The organism is Azospirillum agricola (assembly GCF_020005195.1).
Taxonomy (GTDB): domain Bacteria; phylum Pseudomonadota; class Alphaproteobacteria; order Azospirillales; family Azospirillaceae; genus Azospirillum; species Azospirillum agricola.
Genome location: NZ_JAIFZR010000002.1, coordinates 537,051 through 557,279 on the forward strand (window position 1 = coordinate 537,051; position 20,229 = coordinate 557,279).

General features: G+C 70.7%; 21 protein-coding genes. 10 read left to right on the top strand and 11 right to left on the bottom strand.

Going from position 1 to position 20,229, the window contains the following annotated elements; genetic code table 11:
* Positions 1–237: 237 nt before the first annotated feature.
* Together JN22_RS05275 and JN22_RS05280 are read left to right on the top strand one after the other, a co-directional pair.
* Positions 238–1,029, top strand: coding sequence for a class I SAM-dependent methyltransferase (locus tag JN22_RS05275; RefSeq protein ID WP_223677582.1), 792 nt, complete (start codon positions 238–240; stop codon positions 1,027–1,029).
* Positions 1,030–1,169: 140 nt separating this feature from the next.
* Positions 1,170–1,625, top strand: a complete 456-nt coding sequence (locus JN22_RS05280; protein WP_085552908.1) for a hypothetical protein — start codon at positions 1,170–1,172, stop codon at positions 1,623–1,625.
* A gap of 30 nt (positions 1,626–1,655) precedes the next feature.
* Here JN22_RS05280 and JN22_RS05285 read toward each other — a convergent pair whose 3' ends face one another.
* Both JN22_RS05285 and JN22_RS05290 read right to left on the bottom strand, forming a co-directional pair.
* Positions 1,656–2,414: a DUF3750 domain-containing protein gene (locus tag JN22_RS05285; protein ID WP_223677583.1), complete on the bottom strand. Its 759-nt coding sequence runs from the start codon at positions 2,412–2,414 to the stop codon at positions 1,656–1,658.
* A gap of 56 nt (positions 2,415–2,470) precedes the next feature.
* Entirely contained in the window at positions 2,471–3,781 is a 1,311-nt protein-coding gene (locus JN22_RS05290; RefSeq protein WP_085552910.1) for a hemolysin family protein, read from the bottom strand.
* Positions 3,782–4,295: 514 nt separating this feature from the next.
* Between JN22_RS05290 and JN22_RS05295 the strand changes: the two genes are divergently transcribed.
* The 4 genes from JN22_RS05295 to JN22_RS05310 are packed head-to-tail and all read left to right on the top strand — an operon-like array spanning position 4,296 to position 7,043.
* Entirely contained in the window at positions 4,296–4,787 is a 492-nt protein-coding gene (locus JN22_RS05295) for a sigma-70 family RNA polymerase sigma factor (protein WP_085552911.1), read from the top strand.
* A gap of 3 nt (positions 4,788–4,790) precedes the next feature.
* The gene (locus JN22_RS05300; protein WP_085552912.1) at positions 4,791–5,582 is read left to right on the top strand and encodes an anti-sigma factor family protein; all 792 of its coding nucleotides are present in this window, start codon (positions 4,791–4,793) and stop codon (positions 5,580–5,582) included.
* Positions 5,583–5,632: 50 nt separating this feature from the next.
* On the top strand, positions 5,633–6,364 hold the full coding sequence (locus tag JN22_RS05305) for a Bax inhibitor-1/YccA family protein (RefSeq protein ID WP_085552913.1): 732 nt from the start codon (positions 5,633–5,635) through the stop codon (positions 6,362–6,364).
* Positions 6,365–6,413: 49 nt separating this feature from the next.
* A complete protein-coding gene (locus JN22_RS05310; protein WP_085552914.1) occupies positions 6,414–7,043 on the top strand; it encodes a DUF2076 domain-containing protein in 630 nt (209 codons plus the stop codon).
* Between the two features lie 94 nt (positions 7,044–7,137).
* On the opposite strand, the gene JN22_RS05315 is transcribed toward JN22_RS05310, so the two are convergent.
* Complete coding sequence (locus tag JN22_RS05315) at positions 7,138–7,803, bottom strand: TlpA family protein disulfide reductase (protein ID WP_085552915.1); 666 nt, start codon at positions 7,801–7,803, stop codon at positions 7,138–7,140.
* Between the two features lie 39 nt (positions 7,804–7,842).
* On the opposite strand from JN22_RS05315, the gene argH reads away from it, so the two are divergent.
* The 4 genes from argH to JN22_RS05335 all read left to right on the top strand — a co-directional run bounded on the left by argH (position 7,843) and on the right by JN22_RS05335 (position 11,794).
* On the top strand, positions 7,843–9,258 hold the full coding sequence (gene argH, locus JN22_RS05320) for an argininosuccinate lyase (protein WP_085552916.1): 1,416 nt from the start codon (positions 7,843–7,845) through the stop codon (positions 9,256–9,258).
* Positions 9,255–9,446: a hypothetical protein gene (locus JN22_RS05325; protein WP_085552917.1), complete on the top strand. Its 192-nt coding sequence runs from the start codon at positions 9,255–9,257 to the stop codon at positions 9,444–9,446. Before argH ends, JN22_RS05325 begins: the two co-directional genes overlap by 4 nt.
* A gap of 38 nt (positions 9,447–9,484) precedes the next feature.
* On the top strand, positions 9,485–10,744 hold the full coding sequence (gene lysA, locus JN22_RS05330; RefSeq protein WP_085552918.1) for a diaminopimelate decarboxylase: 1,260 nt from the start codon (positions 9,485–9,487) through the stop codon (positions 10,742–10,744).
* Between the two features lie 126 nt (positions 10,745–10,870).
* Positions 10,871–11,794: a DUF1624 domain-containing protein gene (locus JN22_RS05335; RefSeq protein ID WP_223677584.1), complete on the top strand. Its 924-nt coding sequence runs from the start codon at positions 10,871–10,873 to the stop codon at positions 11,792–11,794.
* 18 nt (positions 11,795–11,812) lie between these two features.
* Here the strand turns inward: JN22_RS05335 and JN22_RS05340 are convergent, their stop codons facing one another.
* From JN22_RS05340 to JN22_RS05375, 8 genes are all read right to left on the bottom strand, one after another.
* Positions 11,813–12,823, bottom strand: coding sequence for a YihY/virulence factor BrkB family protein (locus tag JN22_RS05340; protein WP_085552919.1), 1,011 nt, complete (start codon positions 12,821–12,823; stop codon positions 11,813–11,815).
* Between the two features lie 12 nt (positions 12,824–12,835).
* Positions 12,836–13,639 (bottom strand): DUF3618 domain-containing protein, encoded by an 804-nt coding sequence (locus JN22_RS05345; RefSeq protein ID WP_085552920.1) that lies wholly within the window; start codon positions 13,637–13,639, stop codon positions 12,836–12,838.
* Positions 13,640–13,718: 79 nt separating this feature from the next.
* Positions 13,719–14,372, bottom strand: a complete 654-nt coding sequence (locus JN22_RS05350) for a YjbE family putative metal transport protein (protein ID WP_211099602.1) — start codon at positions 14,370–14,372, stop codon at positions 13,719–13,721.
* 171 nt (positions 14,373–14,543) lie between these two features.
* Positions 14,544–16,037, bottom strand: coding sequence for a glycerol kinase GlpK (gene glpK, locus JN22_RS05355; RefSeq protein WP_085552922.1), 1,494 nt, complete (start codon positions 16,035–16,037; stop codon positions 14,544–14,546).
* Between the two features lie 283 nt (positions 16,038–16,320).
* The gene (locus JN22_RS05360; RefSeq protein ID WP_223677585.1) at positions 16,321–18,096 is read right to left on the bottom strand and encodes an ABC transporter substrate-binding protein; all 1,776 of its coding nucleotides are present in this window, start codon (positions 18,094–18,096) and stop codon (positions 16,321–16,323) included.
* Between the two features lie 96 nt (positions 18,097–18,192).
* Positions 18,193–18,471 carry a DUF2160 domain-containing protein gene (locus JN22_RS05365; protein WP_085552924.1) on the bottom strand — a complete coding sequence of 93 codons (279 nt, stop codon included), beginning with the start codon at positions 18,469–18,471 and terminating at the stop codon, positions 18,193–18,195.
* 13 nt (positions 18,472–18,484) lie between these two features.
* A complete protein-coding gene (locus JN22_RS05370; protein ID WP_179166044.1) occupies positions 18,485–19,354 on the bottom strand; it encodes a carbohydrate ABC transporter permease in 870 nt (289 codons plus the stop codon).
* Positions 19,351–20,226 carry a carbohydrate ABC transporter permease gene (locus tag JN22_RS05375; protein ID WP_085552925.1) on the bottom strand — a complete coding sequence of 292 codons (876 nt, stop codon included), beginning with the start codon at positions 20,224–20,226 and terminating at the stop codon, positions 19,351–19,353. The genes JN22_RS05370 and JN22_RS05375 overlap by 4 nt, the downstream gene beginning before the upstream one ends.
* Positions 20,227–20,229: the final 3 nt, after the last annotated feature.

The window sequence follows — 20,229 nt, forward strand, 5'->3', positions numbered from 1 at the left end:
CGTCGCGCGCGATCCAGAGGCAAAACAAGAATTCGCCTGTTTGTTCGGCTCCAAGCCGAAAGGCATATCCTTTCAGTTCCGCCTTCGCGATTTTATCATCGGCGGCCATGTCCTCGTCATACACCGAAATGATTACCCACCCCACTCCGAATGATTTCCGCTTGCCCGCCGGACCCGGCCCGCCGAAGATGCGCGTCCTGTCGGATCCCGCGTGTCGCAGGACGGAGGAGGATGGCCGTGCCGATCGAGCAAGCCCCGCGAGCCGGCGGCTCCCCCGCGCCCACGGTCGAGCCGCATCCGGTCCTCGACTCCTACTACCCGGACACGGCCCAGCGGCTTCGCTTCGTGCGCGGGCTGTTCAACCGCACCGCCCACCATTACGACCGTATAAATGCGATCTTCGCCCCGGGCTCCGGCTCCTGGTACCGCGCGCAGTGCCTGCGGCGGGCCGGGCTGCGGCCGGGGATGCGGGTGCTCGACGTCGCCATCGGCACCGGGCTGGTCGCCCGAGAGGCGGTGGCGCTGTGCGGCGACGCGGCGGACGTCATCGGGCTGGACCTCAGCGAGGCCATGCTGGCCGAGGCGCGGCGGACCCTGCCCATTCCGTTGATCCAGGGCGTCGCGGACTCGCTGCCGCTCGCCGACGCCAGCGTCGATCTGGTGACCATCGGCTACGCCCTGCGGCATGTCGGCGACCTCGCCGCGACCTTCCGCGAGTTCCACCGCGTGCTGCGGCCGGGCGGGGCCGTGCTGGCGATGGAGATCGGCCGCCCGTCCCGCCCCTTCACCCGGCGGCTGACGGGCGCCTATCTCGGCATGGTCGTGCCGGCGGTCTCCCGGCTGAGCGGTGGCGGCGAGAGCGGACGCACGCTGATGCGCTATTATTGGGAGACGATCGACCGCTGCGTCGCGCCGGAGGTCATCACGCGGGCCATGGCCGACGCCGGGCTGGAACAGGTCGAATGCCGGACCGATTACGACCTGTTCCGCAACTACAGCGGCCACCGGGCCGGCGTTCCGACGCCGTGACCGCCCACCCGGCGCATCCGACCGTCCTACCCCCTCCGGGCCCGTCTCATCCGCCTTTGCCAATATCGCGCCGGGACGATCCAACCCATAGTTGGCGCCGACCGGCAACGACCGACACACAACACAGGGCGGGGAGCGACATGGCGGGAAGGATGATCTGGGCGGCGTTGCCGGTTCTGGTCCTGTTGGCCGGCTGCGCCGGACAGCAGCAGGACGCCACCGCCGGGAGCGCGCCCGGCGCCTCCACCGCCGCGGCGCCCTCGACGCCGGGCGCGCGGCTGGTGAAGTCGCGCGACGGCCGTTTCGAGGGCGAGATGATCGGCACGCCGGCCGCCGGCAGCCGCTTCGCCAAGCTACAGATCGGCATGACGATGGAGGAGGTGTCCGGCCTGATCGGCGCGCCGGACAACATGATCCGGCACGAGACCGGCAAGCGCTGGATCCCCTTCTATTTCGGCAACGACGCCCAGCGGCTCCAGGTCATCTACCGCAACGAGGGCTGCCTGACCTACACCGGCGGCAACGTCTTCGGCGGCGGCAGCGCCGAGTTGATCCGCATCACCGTCGCCCCGAAGGGCGGCTGCCTCGACACCTGAGCGGGGCCGGCCTTCGAATGGCGCCGGCGGTCAGGCCGGCGGCGCGGCGTCCGCGCGGAGCGCGATGCGGCCGACGCCGGGCAGCTTGACCGCGAGGTCCAGCGGATCGACGCCGACGGTGAGGCCGAGCAGGTTGAGCTCCAGCCCCTCCTCCCACGCCACCAGCAGGCCGGCGACGCCGAACAGGCTGAGCTGCCAGCCGGTGCCGCTGGGCGCCCGCGCGACCAGCCCGCTTCCCAGATAATCCTTGCCGAGCGCCGTGGAGGGCAGGTCGAGCCGCAGTTCCGGAACGGCGCGGGCCACCCAGGCGGCGAAGGTGTTGCTGTTGGGGCCGGGCCACACCCGGTACTCCCCGGCGTAGGGGTAGCTTGCGGCCGCCGCCGCGATCCTGGGAATGGCCGCCGCCGCCGCCGCGCCGCGCAGCTCCGCCAGCACGACCGGCTGGGCGCCGAACCAGCGCCCGTCCGGGTCGCGGTTGCTGACCGCCACGGCCGGCAGGCCACGGTAGACCCGCCAGCCCACCACCTCGTAGACGGTGTAGGCCCGCGCGCCGGCCGGCTTCACCGCGAACCAGGGATGCACGCCGAAGGCGCCGCGCCAGGACAGGGCGCGGGCGGCGTAGACCTGGACCACCGCCTCGGGCGTCGCAGCCGGATCGGGCGCGAGGCCGACCGGGCTGCGGTCCGCCCGCGTCCAGTCGACGCCCAGCGTCGCGGTGCCGGAGGCGATCACGAAGGCCGGCCCGGCGAGCAGCAGGACCAGCACCAGCAGGCACGTCAGCAGCACCACCTTCACGGCCCCTCCCGCCTCATGAACCCCCGTCGCGGGGGGGCCGCCGCCATGGCTCAGCCGGCCACGGCCGTTTCCCGTTCGACCGCCGGCACGACCAGCACCTTGTCGATGCGGCGCCCGTCCATGTCGACCACCTCGACGCGCACGCCATCCTGCACGAAGGCCTCCCCCGCCTGCGGCACATGGCCGAGGCGGTGCAGCACGAGGCCGGCGACGGTGTGGTAGTCGCCCTGCCCGCGCAGGCCGCGCAGGCCCACCGTGTCCTCGAACTCGTCCACCGGCATCCAGCCCTCGACCAGCCAGGATCCGTCCTCGCGGCGGATGGCGGCGGTTTCCGGAGCCTCGCCGACCTCCGGCAGGTCGCCGGCGATGATCTCCAGGATGTCGGTCAGGGTGACCAGCCCTTCAAGGCTGCCATACTCGTCCACCACCATCGCCAGATGGTGGCCCGACGACTTCATGAGGTCGAGCAGCTTGAGGATCGGCGTGCCGTCATGGACGATCATCGGCTTGGCGGCGCTCGTCGCCAGATCGAACGGCCGGCCCTGCACCGCGTCGTCGAGCAGGTCGCGGGTATGGACGACGCCGACCAGCTCGTCCAGCGCGCCATGGCACACCGGGTAGCGCGAATGGGCGCCGGCGCGGATCGCCGCCAGCAGGTCGGCCTGCGGCTTGCCGAGATCGAGCCAGACGACGTCCGGGCGGGGAACCATGATGCTGCGCACCGTCCGGTCGGCCAGCCGCAGCACGCCGTCGATCATCTCCTTCTCGGCCGGGGCGAAGACTCCGGCCTGGGTGCCCTCGGAAATCATCGAGCGGATCTCCTCCTCGGTCACCGTCTCCTCGCGCTCGCCCTGGAGGCCGAGCAGGCGCAGCAGCAGATCGGTCGAGGCGCCCAGCAGCCAGACGAAGGGGGCGGCGACGCGCGACAGCAGGCGCATCGGCGGCGCGATCAGGGAGGCGATGCGCTCGGGGCTCTTCAGCGCGATGCGCTTGGGGATCAGCTCGCCCAGCACGATCGACAGGTAGGTGATGGCGACCAGCACGCCGCCGACGCCGACCACCTCGCCCTTGCCGGCGAAGAAGGGGATGGTGTCGAGCCACTGGCCGAGCCGGTCGCCGAGCGTGGCGCCGCCATAGGCGCCGGCGATGACGCCGACCATGGTGATGCCGATCTGGACGGTGCTGAGGAAGCGGCTCGGATCCTCGATCAGCCGCAGCGCCGCGCGGGCGCCCCGGTCGCCGCGCTCGGCCAGATGCTGGAGCCGGGCCTTGCGGGACGAGACGACGGCCAGCTCCGACATGGCGAACACGCCGTTGAGGAGCGTCAGCGCGACGATGATGGCGATCTCAAACGTGAGCATCGGGGGGTTCCTGGTTGGAAAAGGCAGGCACCGCCGGCCGGGCGCGCCGGAGCGCGCCGCCGGAGCGGGCGGGGCCATGAAAGGGGCCGTGGGAGGGGGAGCGGTCGGGATGGCGCGCCCGGCCGGAACGGCGGCGCGGAGCGGAGGATGGACGGAGCATCGCCGGGCGGGCGGCCGGGCGGACGCGCATCGGGCCACGGCCGCAGGGGAACGGCGCGGCCGTCCGGGCGCATCGGGACGGCGGAGGCGTCCGGGAGGGGGGGCCGCCGCGGACGACCGGGGATCCGGCCCTCCGCGGCCATCGGGGGCCGCTTGGCGTGCTGTCCATTCACACCCCGCCCGGCGGGCGGGATTGCTCCATCCTGATTTCGCGCGGCGGTTCATATGGGGAGGAGGGGGCCGTTTGCAACCCGCCGGATCATGACAATATGTTCATGGAAAATAATGCTTCCGGCGGGGATTAAGAGCGGGATGCCCGGCGTATGCTGGGGTTGGAACCGTCGACAGGGAGAGCATGGACATCTCACGCCACCTCGGGCTGCTGCGCCGCTACGCGCTGGTGCTGACGCGCGACCGCGAGCGGGCGGACGATCTGGTGCAGGAGACCGCCCTGCGCGCGCTGGAGGGAAGCCACGGCTTCCAGGAGGGCCGGGACGTCAAGGGATGGCTGCTCGCCATCGTGCACAACGCCCACGTCTCCCGCTGCCGCCGCCGGCGGACCGAGAGCGAGGCCGAGGCGCTGCTCGCCGCCCAGGCCGGCGACGCCCACGCCCCCGACCAGACCGACCGCATCGCGCTGAACGAGACCATGCGGGCCATGATGGCCCTGCCCGAGGACCAGCGCGCGGTGCTGACCCTGGTGGCGATCGACGGGATGAGCTACCGCGACGCCGCCGACTGCCTGGGCATCCCCCTCGGCACCCTGATGTCCCGGCTCGGCCGGGCCCGCGCGGCCCTGCGCGCCGCCGGCCAGACGCCGGCCTCGCATTTGCGCCTGGTGAGGTGAAGCATGCCGTCCCCCATCCTTGAAGCGGACCTGCTGGCCTATGTCGACGATCAGCTCGATCCGGCGCGCCGGATCGAGGTCGAGGCCTATCTCCAGGCGAACCCGGTGCTGGCGGCGCGCGTGATGCAGGATCTGCGGCAGCGCGACGAGATCCGGCTGTTCCTGCACGGCGACGCCGTGCGGGAGACGGCGGACGAGCCCGCGCCATCCCCCGCTCCGGCTGCCGCTCCGGCCGCGGCCAACCAGCGGGGACGGCACCCGCCCCGCCGGCTGCGCATGGCGCTGACCGCGGCGGCCCTGGTCGGCATCGGCTGGACCGCCCACACCCTGGTCGGCAACGTGCTGATCGATCCGGTCGCGGCGGCGCACCCGATCCCCGTCTTCGCCGACGAGGCGGTCGAGGCCTACCGCACCGCCGTCACCGCCGGATCGGCCGATCTCGGCATGGCGCCGGAGAACAGCTCGGGGCTGGCCAAGGTCATCTCGCGCGCCGTCGGCGCCTCGCTGCCGATCCCCACCTTCCCGGAACGCCTGATCCCGCTCGTCTCGCGCATCGTGCCGTGGGACGAGGGCAGCGCGGTCCAGGTGGTCTACACGACCACCGAGTTCGAGCGGGTCACGCTGTTCGCCGCGGACGACGACCGCTTCGCGGTGACCGCGCCGGAGGCGGCGATCCTCAACGGCGTGTCGGTCGTCTACTGGCGCCAGGGGCATCACGTCTACGCGCTCTGCGCCGACCTGCCGCCCGACACCCTCCTCACCCTGGCCGAAGCGGCGCACGCCTCCTGGTTCTGACCGTCCGCCGACGCTTTCCCCGGCACCCCACCTTTCCTCACGAGGCCATCATGTGGAACCAACACCCCAACAACCAGCAGCCGTACGGCGCCTTCGGCCACGGCGTCGACCAGGCCGCCTTCGACCAGGGCCTGCGGCAGCACATGCTGCGGGTCTACAACTTCATGGTGCTCGGCCTCGCCCTCACCGGCGTGGTCGCCTTCCTCGTCTCCAGCACCCCGGCCCTCTACGTGCCGATCTTCACCACGCCGCTGAAATGGGTGGTGATGCTGGCGCCGCTGGCCTTCATCATGGTGCTGTCCTGGCGCTTTGAGCGCATGTCCGCCAGCGGCCTCCAGGGTCTCTTCTGGGCCTTCTGCGCCGTCATGGGCGTGTCGATGGCCTCGATCTTCCTGGTGTTCACCGGCGCCAGCGTCGCCCGCGTCTTCTTCATCACCTCGGCGATGTTCGCCGGCATGAGCCTGTGGGGCTACACGACCAAGAGCGACCTGTCGAAGATGGGCTCCTTCCTGGCGATGGGCCTGATCGGCATCGTCATCGCCAGCCTCGTCAACATCTTCGTCGGCTCCAGCGCGCTCCAGTTCGCCATCTCGGTGATCGGCGTCGTCGTCTTCACCGGCCTGACCGCCTACGACACGCAGCGCATCAAGGAAGAGTACGCCGAGAATTACGGCCAGGAGACCAACACCAAGCTGGCCGTGATGGGCGCCCTGTCGCTCTACCTGAACTTCATCAACCTGTTCCAGATGCTGATGCAGCTCATGGGACAGCGCGACGAGTAAGGCAGCCCTTTTCCCTCGACCCTTCAATCCGTTGAGCACGAGCATCGCCATGGACCAGACCGAACGCCAGATCATCGACGACCTGTTCGCCAAGCTGCGCCAGGCCGAGGCCCAGTCCGGCCCCCGCGACCCGCAGGCCGAGGCCCACATCCGCGACAGCGTCGCCCGCCAGCCGGCGGCCCCCTACCTGATGGCCCAGGCCGTCGTCATGCTGGAGCAGGCGCTCGCCGCCTCCCAGGCCCGCAACGAGGAGCTGGAGCAGCAGCTCCGCGCGCGTCCGGCCGCCCAGGCCCAGGCCGGCGGCGGCGGGCTGTTCGGCGGGCTGTTCGGCGGCGGCGGCCGGCCGGCCCCGGCCCCGGCGGCGGCCCCGCAGCGCCCGGCCGGGTCGCCCTGGGGTGCGGCGGCGGGCGCCACGCCGGCCGCGCCGGCCTACGGCGACCCGCGCGTCGCGGCCTACGCCCAGCAGCCGCGCGCCGGCGGCGGCTTCATGGCCGGCGCCATGCAGACGGCGGCGGGCGTCGCCGGCGGCATGCTGCTCGGCAGCGCGCTCTCCAGCATGTTCTCCGGCGGCGGCGAGGCCAACGCGGCCGAAGCGCAGCCGCAAGCCCAGCCCGAGCCGGAACCCGAAGCCGGCGGCTGGGACGAGGATCCCGGATTCGGCGGCGACGAGGATTTCTAAGCCGGCCACGGCGACCGCGTGACGGGGGGTGGGGCGGATCGCCCCACCCCTTTTCCTTGGCGCCCCCTTTTTCTTGGCGCCCCTTTTTCTTGGCTCAGCCGCCGGTCCCGGCGGCGCCCCGGCCGCGCGCCGGCCCCGAGCCGGACCCGGCCTGCCGGCGCAGAAAGGCGAGCACCTCGGGCGAATCCCACTCCACCGCGCCCTCGACGCGGCCGAGTTCCCGGCCCTCCGGGTCGACCAGCAGGGTCGTCGGCAGGCCGCGCAGGCCGAGCGCCTGCATCGACGCGCTGCCGGGATCGAGGAACACCGCCAGATTGCCCAGGCCGGTCTTCTGGTAGAAGGGCTCGACCGCCGCCTTGCCGCCCCGGTCGAGCGACAGCGCCACCACCTGGAAGCGGTCGCCGCCCAACTGCGCCTGGAGACGGTCGAGCGCCGGCATCTCCTTCACGCAGGGGCCGCACCAGGTCGCCCACAGGTTCAGCAGCACCAGCTTGCCGGCGAACTCCGACAGGTCGACGCGGCGGCCCTCGCCGTCGGCGAAGGCCAGCGGCGGCACCGGCTTGGGCTCGCCCGCCCCCTTGAGCCGTTCCAATGTCCGTTCCAGCCCGGCCGCCGGGGCCGCGCCGCCGCCCGCGGACGGAGCCGGCGCGTCCAGCCGGAGCACCTCGGGCGCCGCGGCCGGGCCGGTGGACGCGTTCCACCACAACCCGGCGCCGGCCAGACCCACACAAACCGTTGCGGTGGCCGCCAAAGTCCGCATACTCACGCTTCCTCACCCCCCTGACCGAATGCCGTCGACATGAGCGCCGATCAAGCCCCGCAGAAAAACGCCCCCGCCGCCAGCCAGATGTGGGGCGGCCGCTTCGCGCGCGGCCCCGCCGCCATCATGGAGAAGATCAACGCCTCCATCGGCTTCGACAAGCGCCTCGCCGACCAGGACATCGCGGGCTCCAAGGCGCACGCGGCGATGCTGGCCAAGCAGGGCATCATAACCCAGGCCGACGCCGACGCCATCCGCGACGGGCTGGACCGGGTGAAGCAAGAGATCGACGCCGGCACCTTCACCTTCAAGGTGGAGCTGGAAGACATCCACATGAACGTCGAGGCCCGGCTGGCCGAGCTGATCGGCGAGCCGGCCAAGCGCCTGCACACCGGCCGCTCGCGCAACGACCAGGTGGCGACCGACTTCAAGCTGTGGGTGCGCGACGCGCTCGACCGGCTCGATTCCGGGCTGATGGCGCTCCAGAGCGCGCTGATCGACCTCGCCGAGCAGAACACCGACACGGTGATGCCCGGCTTCACCCATCTCCAGGCGGCGCAGCCGGTGTCCTTCGGCCACCATCTGCTGGCCTATGTCGAGATGTTCGGACGCGACCGCGGCCGCATGCGCGACGCCCGCTGCCGGCTGAACGAATGCCCGCTCGGCTCGGCGGCGCTGGCCGGCACGCCCTACCCGATCGACCGCTTCATGACGGCGGAGGCGCTGGGCTTCAACCGGCCGACCGCCAACTCGCTGGACGCGGTGTCCGACCGCGACTTCGCGCTGGAGTACCTGTCGGCGGCGTCGATCTGCGCCATGCACCTGTCGCGCTTCGCCGAGGAGATCGTGATCTGGTGCTCGGCCCAGTTCCGCTTCATCCGGCTGTCGGACGCCTACACCACCGGCTCCTCGATCATGCCGCAGAAGAAGAACCCCGACGCGGCCGAGCTGGTGCGGGCCAAGGCCGGCCGGGTGATCGGCACGCTGACCGGCCTGCTGGTCGCCATGAAGGGCCTGCCGCTGGCCTATTCCAAGGACATGCAGGAGGACAAGGAGCCGGTCTTCGAGACCGACGACACGCTGGCGCTCTGCATCGCCGCGACCGAGGGCATGGTGCGCGACATGCAGCCCAACAAGCCGGCGATGCGCGAGGCGGCCGACCGCGGCTTCCTGAACGCCACCGACCTCGCCGACTGGCTGGTCCGCGAACTCGACATGCCCTTCCGCGAGGCGCATCACGTCACCGGCCGCGCCGTGAAGGCGGCGGAGGACCGCCGGGTCGGGCTGACCGACCTGACGCTGGCCGAGCTCCAGGCCATCGAGCCGCGCATCACCGAGTCCGTCTACCCGGCGCTGAGCATCGAGGCGTCGCTGGACAGCCGGCGCAGCTTCGGCGGCGCCTCCCCCGTCCGCGTGAAAGAGGCGGTGAAGGCCGCTCGGGAGCGTTTCCTGTGAACCGGCCGGTCACACTCACCATCCTGGGGCTGGCCTGCGCGCTGGCGCTGGCCGGCTGCGGCAAGAAGCCCAAGCACGTCGACAGCCCGCGTCCGGAAGGGGAGGTCGATCCCTTCCCGCGCGCCTACCCGAATCCGTCGCTCGATCCCAAGCCGGGCCAGCCGGCCCCCGGAGTCCGCTTCCCATGACCGCCGCCCGCAGCAGCTTTCCAAAGGGTGGCTCGCCCATGAGCGTCTTCGCCTACCGCGACGGTGTCCTGCACGCCGAATCGGTGTCGCTGGCCGAGGTCGCGCGTTCGGTCGGAACGCCCTTCTACCTCTACTCCACGGCGGCGCTGGAAGCGCATTACAGCGCCTACGCCGGGGCCTTCGCCGGCCAGGACGCCGGCGTCTGCTACGCGCTGAAGGCGAACTCCAACCTGGCGGTGGTCCGCACCTTCGCCCGGCTCGGCGCCGGCGGCGACGTGGTGTCGGTCGGCGAGATGAAGCGGGCGCTGGCCGGCGGCATCCCGGCCGAGCGCATCGTCTTCTCCGGCGTCGGCAAGACCAGGGAGGAGATGCGCGAAGCCCTTGAGGCCGGCATCCACCAGCTCAACGTCGAATCGATCCCCGAGCTGGAGGCGCTGAGCGAGGTCGCGTCCTCCATGGGCGTGGTGGCCCCGGTCGCCTTCCGCGTCAACCCGGACGTCGACGCCAAGACCCACGCCAAGATCGCCACCGGCAAGAAGGAAAACAAGTTCGGCATCGATTACGACCACGCGCGCGCGGTCTACCGCCGCGCCGCGTCGCTGCCGGGCATCAAGGCGGTCGGCATCGCGGTCCACATCGGCTCGCAGCTCACCGACCTCGCCCCCTTCCGCGCCGCCTACGAGCGGGTGGCGGCGCTGCTGCACCAGCTCCGCGAGGACGGCCACGACATCCAGCGGCTCGACCTCGGCGGCGGGCTCGGCATCACGTACAGGAACGAGGCGCCGCCCGACCTCGCCGACTACGCGGCGATGGTGCGCTCGATCACCGGGAACCTCGGCTGCCGCATCACGCTGGAGCCGGGGCGGTCGCTGGTCGGCAACGCCGGCGTCCTGGTCAGCCGGGTGATCTACGTGAAGCAGGGGCTGCACCGCCGCTTCGCCATCGTGGACGCGGCGATGAACGACCTGATCCGCCCGTCGCTCTACGAGGCCTACCATGGCATCGTCCCGGTCGCCGAGCCGGCGGCGGACGCGCTGTCGGAGCCCTACGACGTGGTCGGCCCGGTGTGCGAGAGCGGCGACACCTTCGCCGTGCAACGCCCGCTGCCGCCGCTGGCCGACGAGGATCTGGTGGCCTTCCTGTCAGCCGGGGCGTACGGGGCGGCGATGTCCTCCACCTACAACACGCGCCCGCTGATCCCGGAGGTGCTGGTGAACGGCGACCGCTTCGCCGTCATCCGCCCGCGCCCGACCGTGGAGGAGATGCTGGCCGCCGAACGGGTGCCCGACTGGCTGTGACGAGGGTGGGTTTGTGAGTCGGCGCCTGTCCGCCTTTCCCCTGCGATTTTCCCCGCAAGCCTCCCCCTCTCCCTGGGGGGAGAGGGGACAGAGCGCGGTGGGAAGTATCGGATTGGAGGCAAAGGCGTGGTCCTGACCACCCGCCGCCCGCTCCTCGACGTCGCGCGGGGGCTAGCGCTGGTCGCCATGGCGGCCTACCACGCCAGCTGGGACCTGACCTTCACCGGGCTGGCCTCCTTCGACCTGTTCGGCAACCCGTTGTGGCTCACCGCCCGCACCCTGATCCTGTCGAGCTTCCTGCTGCTCGCCGGGATCGGCCTCGTGCTGGCGACCGCCGGCGGGCTGGACGCGAAACGCTTCCTCGTCCGGCTGGCGCGGCTGGCCGCCGCCGCCGGGGCGGTGTCGGCGGTGTCCTACGCCCTGTTTCCCGACAGCCCGATCTTCTTCGGCGTGCTGCACCACATCGCCGTGGCGAGCCTCGTCGGGCTGGCCTTCGTCCGCCTGCCGGCCCCGGTGTCGCTGGTCGCCGCCGTCGCCGCCTTCCTGGCCGGCGACCATCTCGCCTTCCCCGTCTTCGACAGCCCCTGGCTGCGCTGGATCGGCCTGACCACAGTCCCGCCGGATTCCAACGACTATGTGCCGCTGCTGCCCTGGATCGGCGCCCTGCTCGCCGGCATCGGGCTGGCCCGCCTGTGGCCCGGCATCGGCGCCGGCCCGGCGCCGGCCAACCCCGTCGGCCGCGCGCTCGCCTGGGGCGGCCGGCACAGCCTCGCCGTCTATCTGATCCACCAGCCCGTGCTGTTCGGGCTGGCCTGGCTGATCGCCCAGGGCGTCGGGGTGGAGCCGCCGCAGGCCCGCAATTTCCACCAGTCCTGCGTGACGAGCTGCACCCAGGCGGGCGGCGGGGCGGCGCTGTGCGAGAGCAACTGCCGCTGCGTCCGCACCGAGCTGGCCCGCACCGGCCTGTGGGAGGATTTCCTCGCCAACCGGCTCGACGAGCGCGGGCGGCTCGGGCTGTCCTCCGTCGTCCAGTCCTGCCGGAGCGACTGAGCCGCGGCACGGCCCCCTTCAGGCCCGCCGCTTGCCGACCGTGTCGGCGACGTAGGCGTCGCGCTGGCCCATCGGCTTCTCGCCCCGGCCGTTCTGCTTGGTGGTGTCGCGGGCGGTCTGGTGCTCGATCTCGGCGTTCAGCTCGGCGCCCAGCAGCACGACGTAGGTGGTCAGATTGAACCACAGCAGCAGCACGACCACCGCGCCGACCGACCCGTAGGTCTCGTTGTAGCTACCGAAATGCGAGACGTAGAGCGAGAATCCCGCCGAGCCGAGCAGCCACACCACCGTCGCCACCACCGACCCCCAGGTGACCCAGCGCCATTTCGGCTCGCGCCGGTCGGGGGCGTAGCGGTAGAGGGTCGCCAGCACCAGCATGATCGCCACCGCCAGGATCGGCCAGCGCGCGAGGCTCGCCGCCCAGCCGATCACCGTGTCCTGCAAGCCGATGATGGCGATCGCGGCGGGCACCGCGACGATCATCACCAACGTGACGATGATGAACAGCAGCCCGGCCAGGGTCAGCCCCAGCGACAGCGCGGCGAGCTTGATGAAGCTGCGCCGCTCCTCCTCGCCATAGGCGACGTTCAGCGCCGACACCAGGGAGCTGGTCCCGCGCGACGCGCTCCACAGCGTCAGCGTCAGGCCGAACAGGACGCCCAGCCCCAGCCCCTGGGACGGCGCGGAGGCGACCTTGCGCGCCTGGTCGCTGATGATCGACAGCGCGTCCGGCGGCAACAGCCCGGCCATCTGGCTGATCTGGCCCTCGATCACCATTGGATCGGCGACCAGGCCATAGATCGACACCAGCGCCGCCACCGCCGGGAAGATCGCCAGCAGTCCGTAATAGGCCACCCCCGCCGCCAGCATCGACACGTTGTCCTTCGACTGCTCCTCCCAGGTGCGCCAGAGGATGTCGAGCCAGCCGGCCTTGGGAATGTCGCCCGGACTGTCGGCGGCGCGCCCGCGCCCGTCGTTGGCGGCGGGGTTCATCCGTGCGTAATGGTGGCGGCGGCTCAGGCCCAGCATGCGTCCGCCCCCCTACGCCACGGCTTCGCGCAGCGCGCCGACGCGGTGGCGCACCGTCTCGACCTCGTGGAACTGGGCGCCGACGGCGACCTGGAGATGCTCGGGCAGCGGGCTGCGCAGGGCGTCGTGGAACAGCTCCAGCGTGCCATCCAGCCCGCTCTCCAGCCCCCTCAGCACCTCGCCCCGCGCCCGCGATCCGTCGAAGGCGTCGTGCAGGCCGTGCCAGACCGGGTGCAGATCCTCGTCCGGCCCGAGCGGGCCGCCGTAGCGGGGAAGTTCGGCCTCCAGCGCCGTGGCGCTGCGGTCGAGCTGGTCGGCGACCTGGGTCAGGCGGCCGGACAGGGTGGAATCGTCCATCACCATGTCGGCGCGGCGGAAACCGGTGGCGCCGTGACGGCAGGACTGGATCAGGCCGATCAGCAGCAGCCGGATGCGCCGGTCGGGCAGTTCGCCGCCCGTCGCGCCGCCCAGCGGTCCGGCGGCGGCCAGCGGCGGGTGTTCCGGGGTGCGGGACACCGCCCAGCCCAGCCACAGGGCGCCGATGCCCATCAGGGCGACGGGGATCGGGTTGGCGCGGATGGCGCGGGCGATGCGGCCGGGGGTGCCCTCGCCGCCGCCCTCGATGACGCCCCGCACCACCTCGGCGACGCCGCCGGACATCTGGCCGGGCGACAGGCGGAACTCGATCTCGTCGATCACCGAATCCATGCGGGCGCGGATGTCGCCGATCTCGCGCTCGATGTCCTCGGGACGCCGCCGGTCGGACAGGTCGGCGTGCGGCGGGTTGGACGGACGGTCGTCGGTGTGCTGGGTCATGCCGGACATCTCCCTGAGGCTGCCGGCAAGCAACGCGCCGCCGGGCCGAAGGTTCCGGCCCGGCGGGATCGTCGAAGGGTCACATCAAATGGGAGAAGACCAGGACCTCGACGCTGCCCCGATAGATCATCTCGAAAGCGACGTAGGCGATCACCACGAGGCCGATGTAGGCGATCCAATGGAAGCGGTTCAGCAGGCGGGCGATGACGCTGGCCGCCGCGCCCATCAGCGCCACCGACAGCAGCAGGCCGAGCGCCAGCACCCACAGATGCTCGCGCGCCGCACCCGCCACCGCCAGCACGTTGTCGAGCGACATCGACACGTCGGCGACGATGACCTCCCAGATGGCGGTGCCGACCGCCTTGCCGCCGACGGCGGTGCCCGCCGCCGCCGCCGCGGCCTCGTCCTCCGACATCAGGGCGGCGGCCTGGGCCTCCTCGCGCTGGGCGCGCAGCTCGCGGAACAGCTTCCAGCACACCCACAGCAGCAGCAGGCCGCCGGCCAGCGTCAGGCCGATGACCGCCAGGAGCTGCGTGGTCAGCAGGGCGAAGATGATGCGCAGCACGACGGCGGCGGCGATGCCCCAGAAGATGACCTTGGCCCGCTGGGCCTGGGCGACGCCGGCGGCCGCCATGCCGACCACGATGGCGTTGTCGCCCGCCAGGACCAGATCGATGAACACGACCTGGCCGAGCGCGATCAATTCCGGAATCAGGGAATCCACGGCGGGTATCCAGTGACAGTTGTCAGACAGGTTGGGTGCTAGCCCTATAGCGCGTGAACAGGGCCCCACGCAACCTTATCCCCACCCGCCGCCCGAAAATTGTCCGGCCCGCCGGAAAAGCCGCACGCATCGGGGGAATGCCTGAAAATCAGCCATTTCCGCCGTTCGCAGCCCCTTCCTTCACCCCCCCGTGCGCACCCGCGCCACCGCGTCCCGCCAGCCGGCGTAGAGCCGGTCGCGGCGGGCGGCCTCCATGCGCGGCTCGAAGCGGCGCTGCGAGCGCCACGCCGCCGACACCGACTCCAACCCGTCGAACACCCCGACGCGCAGGGCGGCGAGGCTGGCGGCCCCCAGCGCGGTCGTCTCGATCACCTGCGGCCGCTCGACCGGCATGGCGAGCAGGTCGGACAGGAACTGGCAGAGCCAGTCGTTGGCGGCCATGCCGCCGTCGATGCGCAGCGCGTTGATGGTGCCGCCCCAGTCGCCGGCCATCGCCTCCATCAGGTCGCGGGTCTGGTAGGCGACGGCCTCCAGCGCGGCGCGGGCGATGTGGGCCGGACCGACGTCCAGCGTCATGCCGAAGATCGCGGCACGCGCGCCCGAATCCCAATGCGGGGCGCCCAAGCCCACGAAGGCCGGCACGAAATAGACGCCGTGGCTGTCGGGCACGCGGGTCGCCAGATCGTCGGTCTGGCTGGCGTGGGTGATGATGCCGAGCCCGTCGCGCAGCCACTTGATCGCCGCGCCGGCAACGAAGATCGAGCCCTCCTGCGCGTAGCTCGCCACCCCGTCCAGCCGGTAGGCGACGGTGGTGAGCAGGCGGTTCTTCGACACGACCGGGGTCGTCCCGGTGTTGATCAGCGCGAAGCAGCCGGTGCCGTAGGTCGATTTCGCCATGCCGGGCGCCAGGCAGGCCTGCCCGAAGGCCGCCGCCTGCTGGTCGCCGGCCACCCCGGCGATGGGGATCGGCCGGCCGAGCAGTTCCGCCTCGGTGGCGCCGAAATCGTCGGCGCTGTCGAGCACGCGCGGCAGCATGGCGCGCGGCACGCGGAACAGGGCCAGCAGTTCGTCGTCCCACTCCTGGGCGTGGATGTCGAACAGCAGGGTGCGCGAGGCGTTGGTCGCGTCGGTGGCGTGCACCGCCTTGCCGGTCAGGTGGAAGATCAGGAAGCTGTCGATGGTGCCGAAGCACAGCTCGCCGCGCTCGGCCCGCGCGCGGGCTCCGGGAACGTGGTCGAGGATCCAGGCGATCTTGGTCGCCGAGAAATAGGCGTCGATCAGCAAGCCGGTCTTGGCCCGCACCGGCTCGGCGTGGCCGGCGGCGGCGAGGTCGTGGCAGAGTGTGGCGGTGCGGCGGTCCTGCCAGACGATGGCGCGATGGATCGGCTCGCCGGTGGCGCGGTCCCAGACGACGGTGGTCTCGCGCTGGTTGGTGATGCCGATGGCGGCGATGGCGGAGACGGGGATTCCGGATGTCTCCACCGCCTCGCGGGCGACGGCGCGGACGTCGCGCAGGATGTCGGCGGGGTCGTGCTCGACCCAGCCGTCGCCGGGGTAATGCTGCGGGAACTCCCGGCGGGCCTCGGCCAGCGGCGTGCCGCGTCCGTCGAACAGGATGGCGCGCGACGAGGTGGTGCCCTGGTCGATGGCGAGGATGTGGCCGGTCCGGCTCATGGATGCGTGTCCCCGAATGTCTTCACGTCGCTCATGGCCCTCTCCCGCCCCGGGAGAGGGAGGGGACCCGCCGCGAAGCGGTGGGGAGGGTGAGGGGCGATCGGGACATGGATTGAAGTCGCACGCCCGATCGCCCCTCACCCTTCCCGCCTTCAGCGGGCCCCGAGGTCGCTCGCAAGTCTCGCGACCGCGCGTCACCTACGATCGCCTTCGGCGCTCGTCCGGCCTGCGGCCGTCGGCTCTGCGCCCTCTCCCGAGACGGGAGAGGGAAATCAAAGGCCCCTTACTGGGCGCGGCCTTCCTTCCAGGCCTTCAGCAGGTCCTCGTAGGCGATGGTCTGGCCCTTGGGCTTCTCGTTGTCGAGCTTGGCCTTCGGGGCGCCGGGGGCGGCGAACCACTCCTTGGGGTCCTTCTTCGGGTTCAGCTTCGGCGCGCACTCGCCGCCGATGTTGGCCCGCTCCATGCGGCCCATCACCTGCTCCATCTGGTCGGCGAGGTTGTCCATCGCCTGCTGCGGGGTGCGCTCGCCGGTCACCGCCTCGGCGATGTTCTGCCACCACAGCGGCGCCAGCTTCGGGTAGTCCGGCACGTTGGTGCCGGTCGGCGACCACGCCACGCGGGCCGGGCTGCGGTAGAACTCGACCAGACCGCCGAGCTTGGGCGCCGCCGCCGTCATCGCGTCGGACTTGATGTCGCTCTCGCGGATCGGCGTCAGACCGACCAGCGTCTTCTTCAGCGAGGCCGTCTTCGACACGGTGAACTGGGCGTAGAGCCACGCCGCCTTGCGGCGTTCCGTCGGGGTCGACTTCAGCAGGGTCCAGGAGCCGACGTCCTGGTAGCCCAGCTTCATGCCCTGCTCCCAGTAGGGGCCGTGCGGCGAGGGGGCCATGCGCCACTTCGGCGTGCCGTCGGCGTTGACCACCGGCAGGCCGGGCTTGGTCATGTCGGCGGTGAAGGCGGTGTACCAGAAGATCTGCTGGGCGACCGCGCCCTGCGCCGGCACCGGGCCGGCCTCGGAGAAGGTCATGCCGCCGGCCTCGGGCGGGGCGTACTTCTTCAGCCAGTCGATGTATTTGGTCAGCGAGTAGACCGCCGCCGGGCCGTTGGTGTCGCCACCGCGCGCGACCGACGCGCCGGCCGGGCGGCAGCCCTCGACGCGGATGCCCCATTCGTCGACCGGCAGGCCGTTGGGCAGGCCCTTATCGCCAGCGCCGGCCATCGACAGCCACGCGTCGGTGAAGCGCCAGCCGAGCGACGGATCCTTCTTGCCGTAGTCCATGTGGCCGTAGACGCGCACACCGTCGATCTCCTTCACGTCGTTGGTGAAGAACTCGGCGATGTCCTCATAGGCCGACCAGTCCTGCGGGACGCCCAGCTCGTAGCCGTACTTGGCCTTGAACTTCTCCTTCAGGTCGGGACGGGCGAACCAGTCGGCGCGGAACCAGTAGAGGTTGGCGAACTGCTGGTCGGGAAGCTGGTAGAGCTTGCCGTCCGGGCCGGTGGTGAAGCTGGTGCCGATGAAGTCCTTGACGTCGAGCGTCGGCAGGGTGACGTCCTTGCCCTCGCCGGCCATGAAGTCGGACAGCGCCACCGCCTGCCCGTAGCGGACATGGGTGCCGATCAGGTCGCTGTCGTTGATGTAGGCGTCGTAGACGTTGCGGCCCGACTGCATCTGGGTCTGCAACTTCTCGATGACGTCGCCTTCCTGGATCAGGTCGTGCTTCAGCTTGATGCCCGTGAGGTCGCTGAACAGCTTGGCGAGAGTCTTCGATTCGAACTCGTGCGTCGTCAGGGTCTCGGAGACGACGTTGATGTCCATGCCCTTGAAGGGTTCGGCCGCCTTGACGAACCACTCCAGCTCCTTCATCTGCTCCTCCTTGGAGAGCGTGGAGGGCTGGAGTTCCTCGATGATCTTCTTGGCGACGGCCTCCTGGTCCGGCGTCAGCGCCGCGGCGGGAGCGGCCGAGCCCATGGCGAGCAGCACGCCGATGCCGCCGGCCATCACCGCGCCGGTCAGGCGGCGGCGCAGGCTGGGATCCTTTTTCGTGTCGTGAAGCATGATTCCTCCCATTTGGGTCGTCTTTGGTTGGGTCGAGCGTTGAACCTGATCGTCTTTGCCCTTTTCCCTCCTGGGAAAGGGTTGTTCTCCCCTGTTTCAGCCGAAGCGGATGACGAAGGCGGTCCACAGCAGGGAGACCGCGAGCGCCCCCCACAGCGTGGCATCGGTCGCCGCCAGCCATCCGAGATGGAGGAAGGCGCTGCCCAGCAGCCCGATGAACAGGCGGTCGCCGCGCGTCGTGCGCATCGGCAGGAAGCCCTTGGCCTCGGCGGTGGGGGAGACCAGCTCCCACACCGTCATCGCCGCCAGCATCACCGCGATGCCGACGAAGAAGAGCGCGGTCGGCAGCGTCCACGCCATCCATTGGAAATCCATGGTCGCGATTCCCTCAGACGCGGCCCAGGGCGAAGCCCTTGGCGATGTAGTTGCGGACGAACCAGATCACCAGCGCGCCCGGCAGGATGGTCAGCACGCCGGCGGCGGCCAGGAGTCCCCAGTCCATGCCCGACGCGCTGACCGTGCGGGTCATCGTCGCGGCGATCGGCTTGGCGTCGACCGAGGTCAGGGTGCGGGCGAGCAGCAGCTCGACCCACGAGAACATGAAGCAGAAGAAGGCGGTGACGCCGACCCCGGCGCGGATCATCGGCAGGAAGACCGTGGTGAAGAAGCGCGGGAAGCTGTAGCCGTCGATGTAGGCCATCTCGTCGATCTCGCGCGGCACGCCGGACATGAAGCCTTCGAGGATCCACACCGCCAGCGGCACGTTGAACAGGCAGTGGGCCAGCGCCACGGCGATGTGGGTGTCGAACAGCCCGACCGTCGAGTAGAGCTGGAAGAAGGGCAGCAGGAACACCGCCGGCGGCGCCATCTTGTTGGTCAGCAGCCAGAAGAAGACGTGCTTGTCGCCGATGAAGCGGTAGCGCGAGAAGGCGTAGGCCGCCGGCAGCGCCACCAGCAGCGAGATCACCGTGTTCAGCGTGACGTAGTGGATCGAGTTGATGTAGCCGCTGTACCAGCTCGGATCGGTGAAGATGGTGGCGTAGTTGCGCAGAGTCGGGTTGTGCGGGTAGAGCGTCAGGCCCGACAGGATCTCCTCGTTCGTCTTGAAGGACATGTTGACCATCCAGTAGATGGGCAGCATCAGGAAGACGATGTAGAGGACGAGGATCACCGTCCGGCGCGAGACCCGCGCCGAGGAGCGGCGGATGTTGGCCGGGGTGGCGAGCGCGGCCGGAGAGAGGGCGGCAACCTTGCTCATGGCTTATCTCCCTCGCCGGTGCGCATGATGACGGTGTAGAAGACGAAGCTGAACAGCAGCACGATCAGGAAGTAGATGATCGAGAAGGCGGCGGCCTTGCCGATGTCGAACTGCCCGACCGCCATCTGCGTCAGATACTGGCTGAGGAAGGTGGTGGAGTTGCCGGGGCCGCCGCCGGTCAGCACGAACGGCTCGGTGTAGATCATGAAGCTGTCCATGAAGCGCAGCAGCACGGCGATCACCAGCACGCCCCGCATCTTCGGCAGCTGGATGTAGCGGAACACCGCCCATTTCGAGGCGCCGTCGATCTTGGCGGCCTGGTAGAAGGCCGGCGGGATCGATTGCAGCCCGGCGTAGCACAGCAGCGCGACAAGGCTGGTCCAGTGCCAGACGTCCATCACCAGCACCGTCACCCAGGCGTCGAGCGAGTTGCTGGTGTAGTTGTAGTTGATCCCCAGCGCCCGGAAGGTGGCGCCGGCCAGCCCGATGTCGCCGCGCCCGAAGATCTGCCAGATGGTGCCGACCACGTTGAAGGGGATCAGCAGCGGCAGGGCCAGCAGCACCAGCGTCAGCGAGGTCTTGGCGCTGCGCCCGCCCGGCATGCCGAGCGCGATGACGATGCCCAGCGGGATCTCGATGGCGAGCACCGCCAGCGAATAGACGATCTGTCGGACCAGCGCGTCGTGCAGCCGCTCGTCGGCCAGCACCGCCTGGAACCATTCGGTCCCGACGAAGAAGGTCTGGCCGGGGCCGAAGATCTCCTGGACCGAGTAGTTGACCACCGTCATCAGCGGCAGGATGGCGCTGAAGGCGACGATGACGAAGACGGGGATGATCAGGAACCAAGCCCGGTTGTCCTGGACCTTATCCATGGT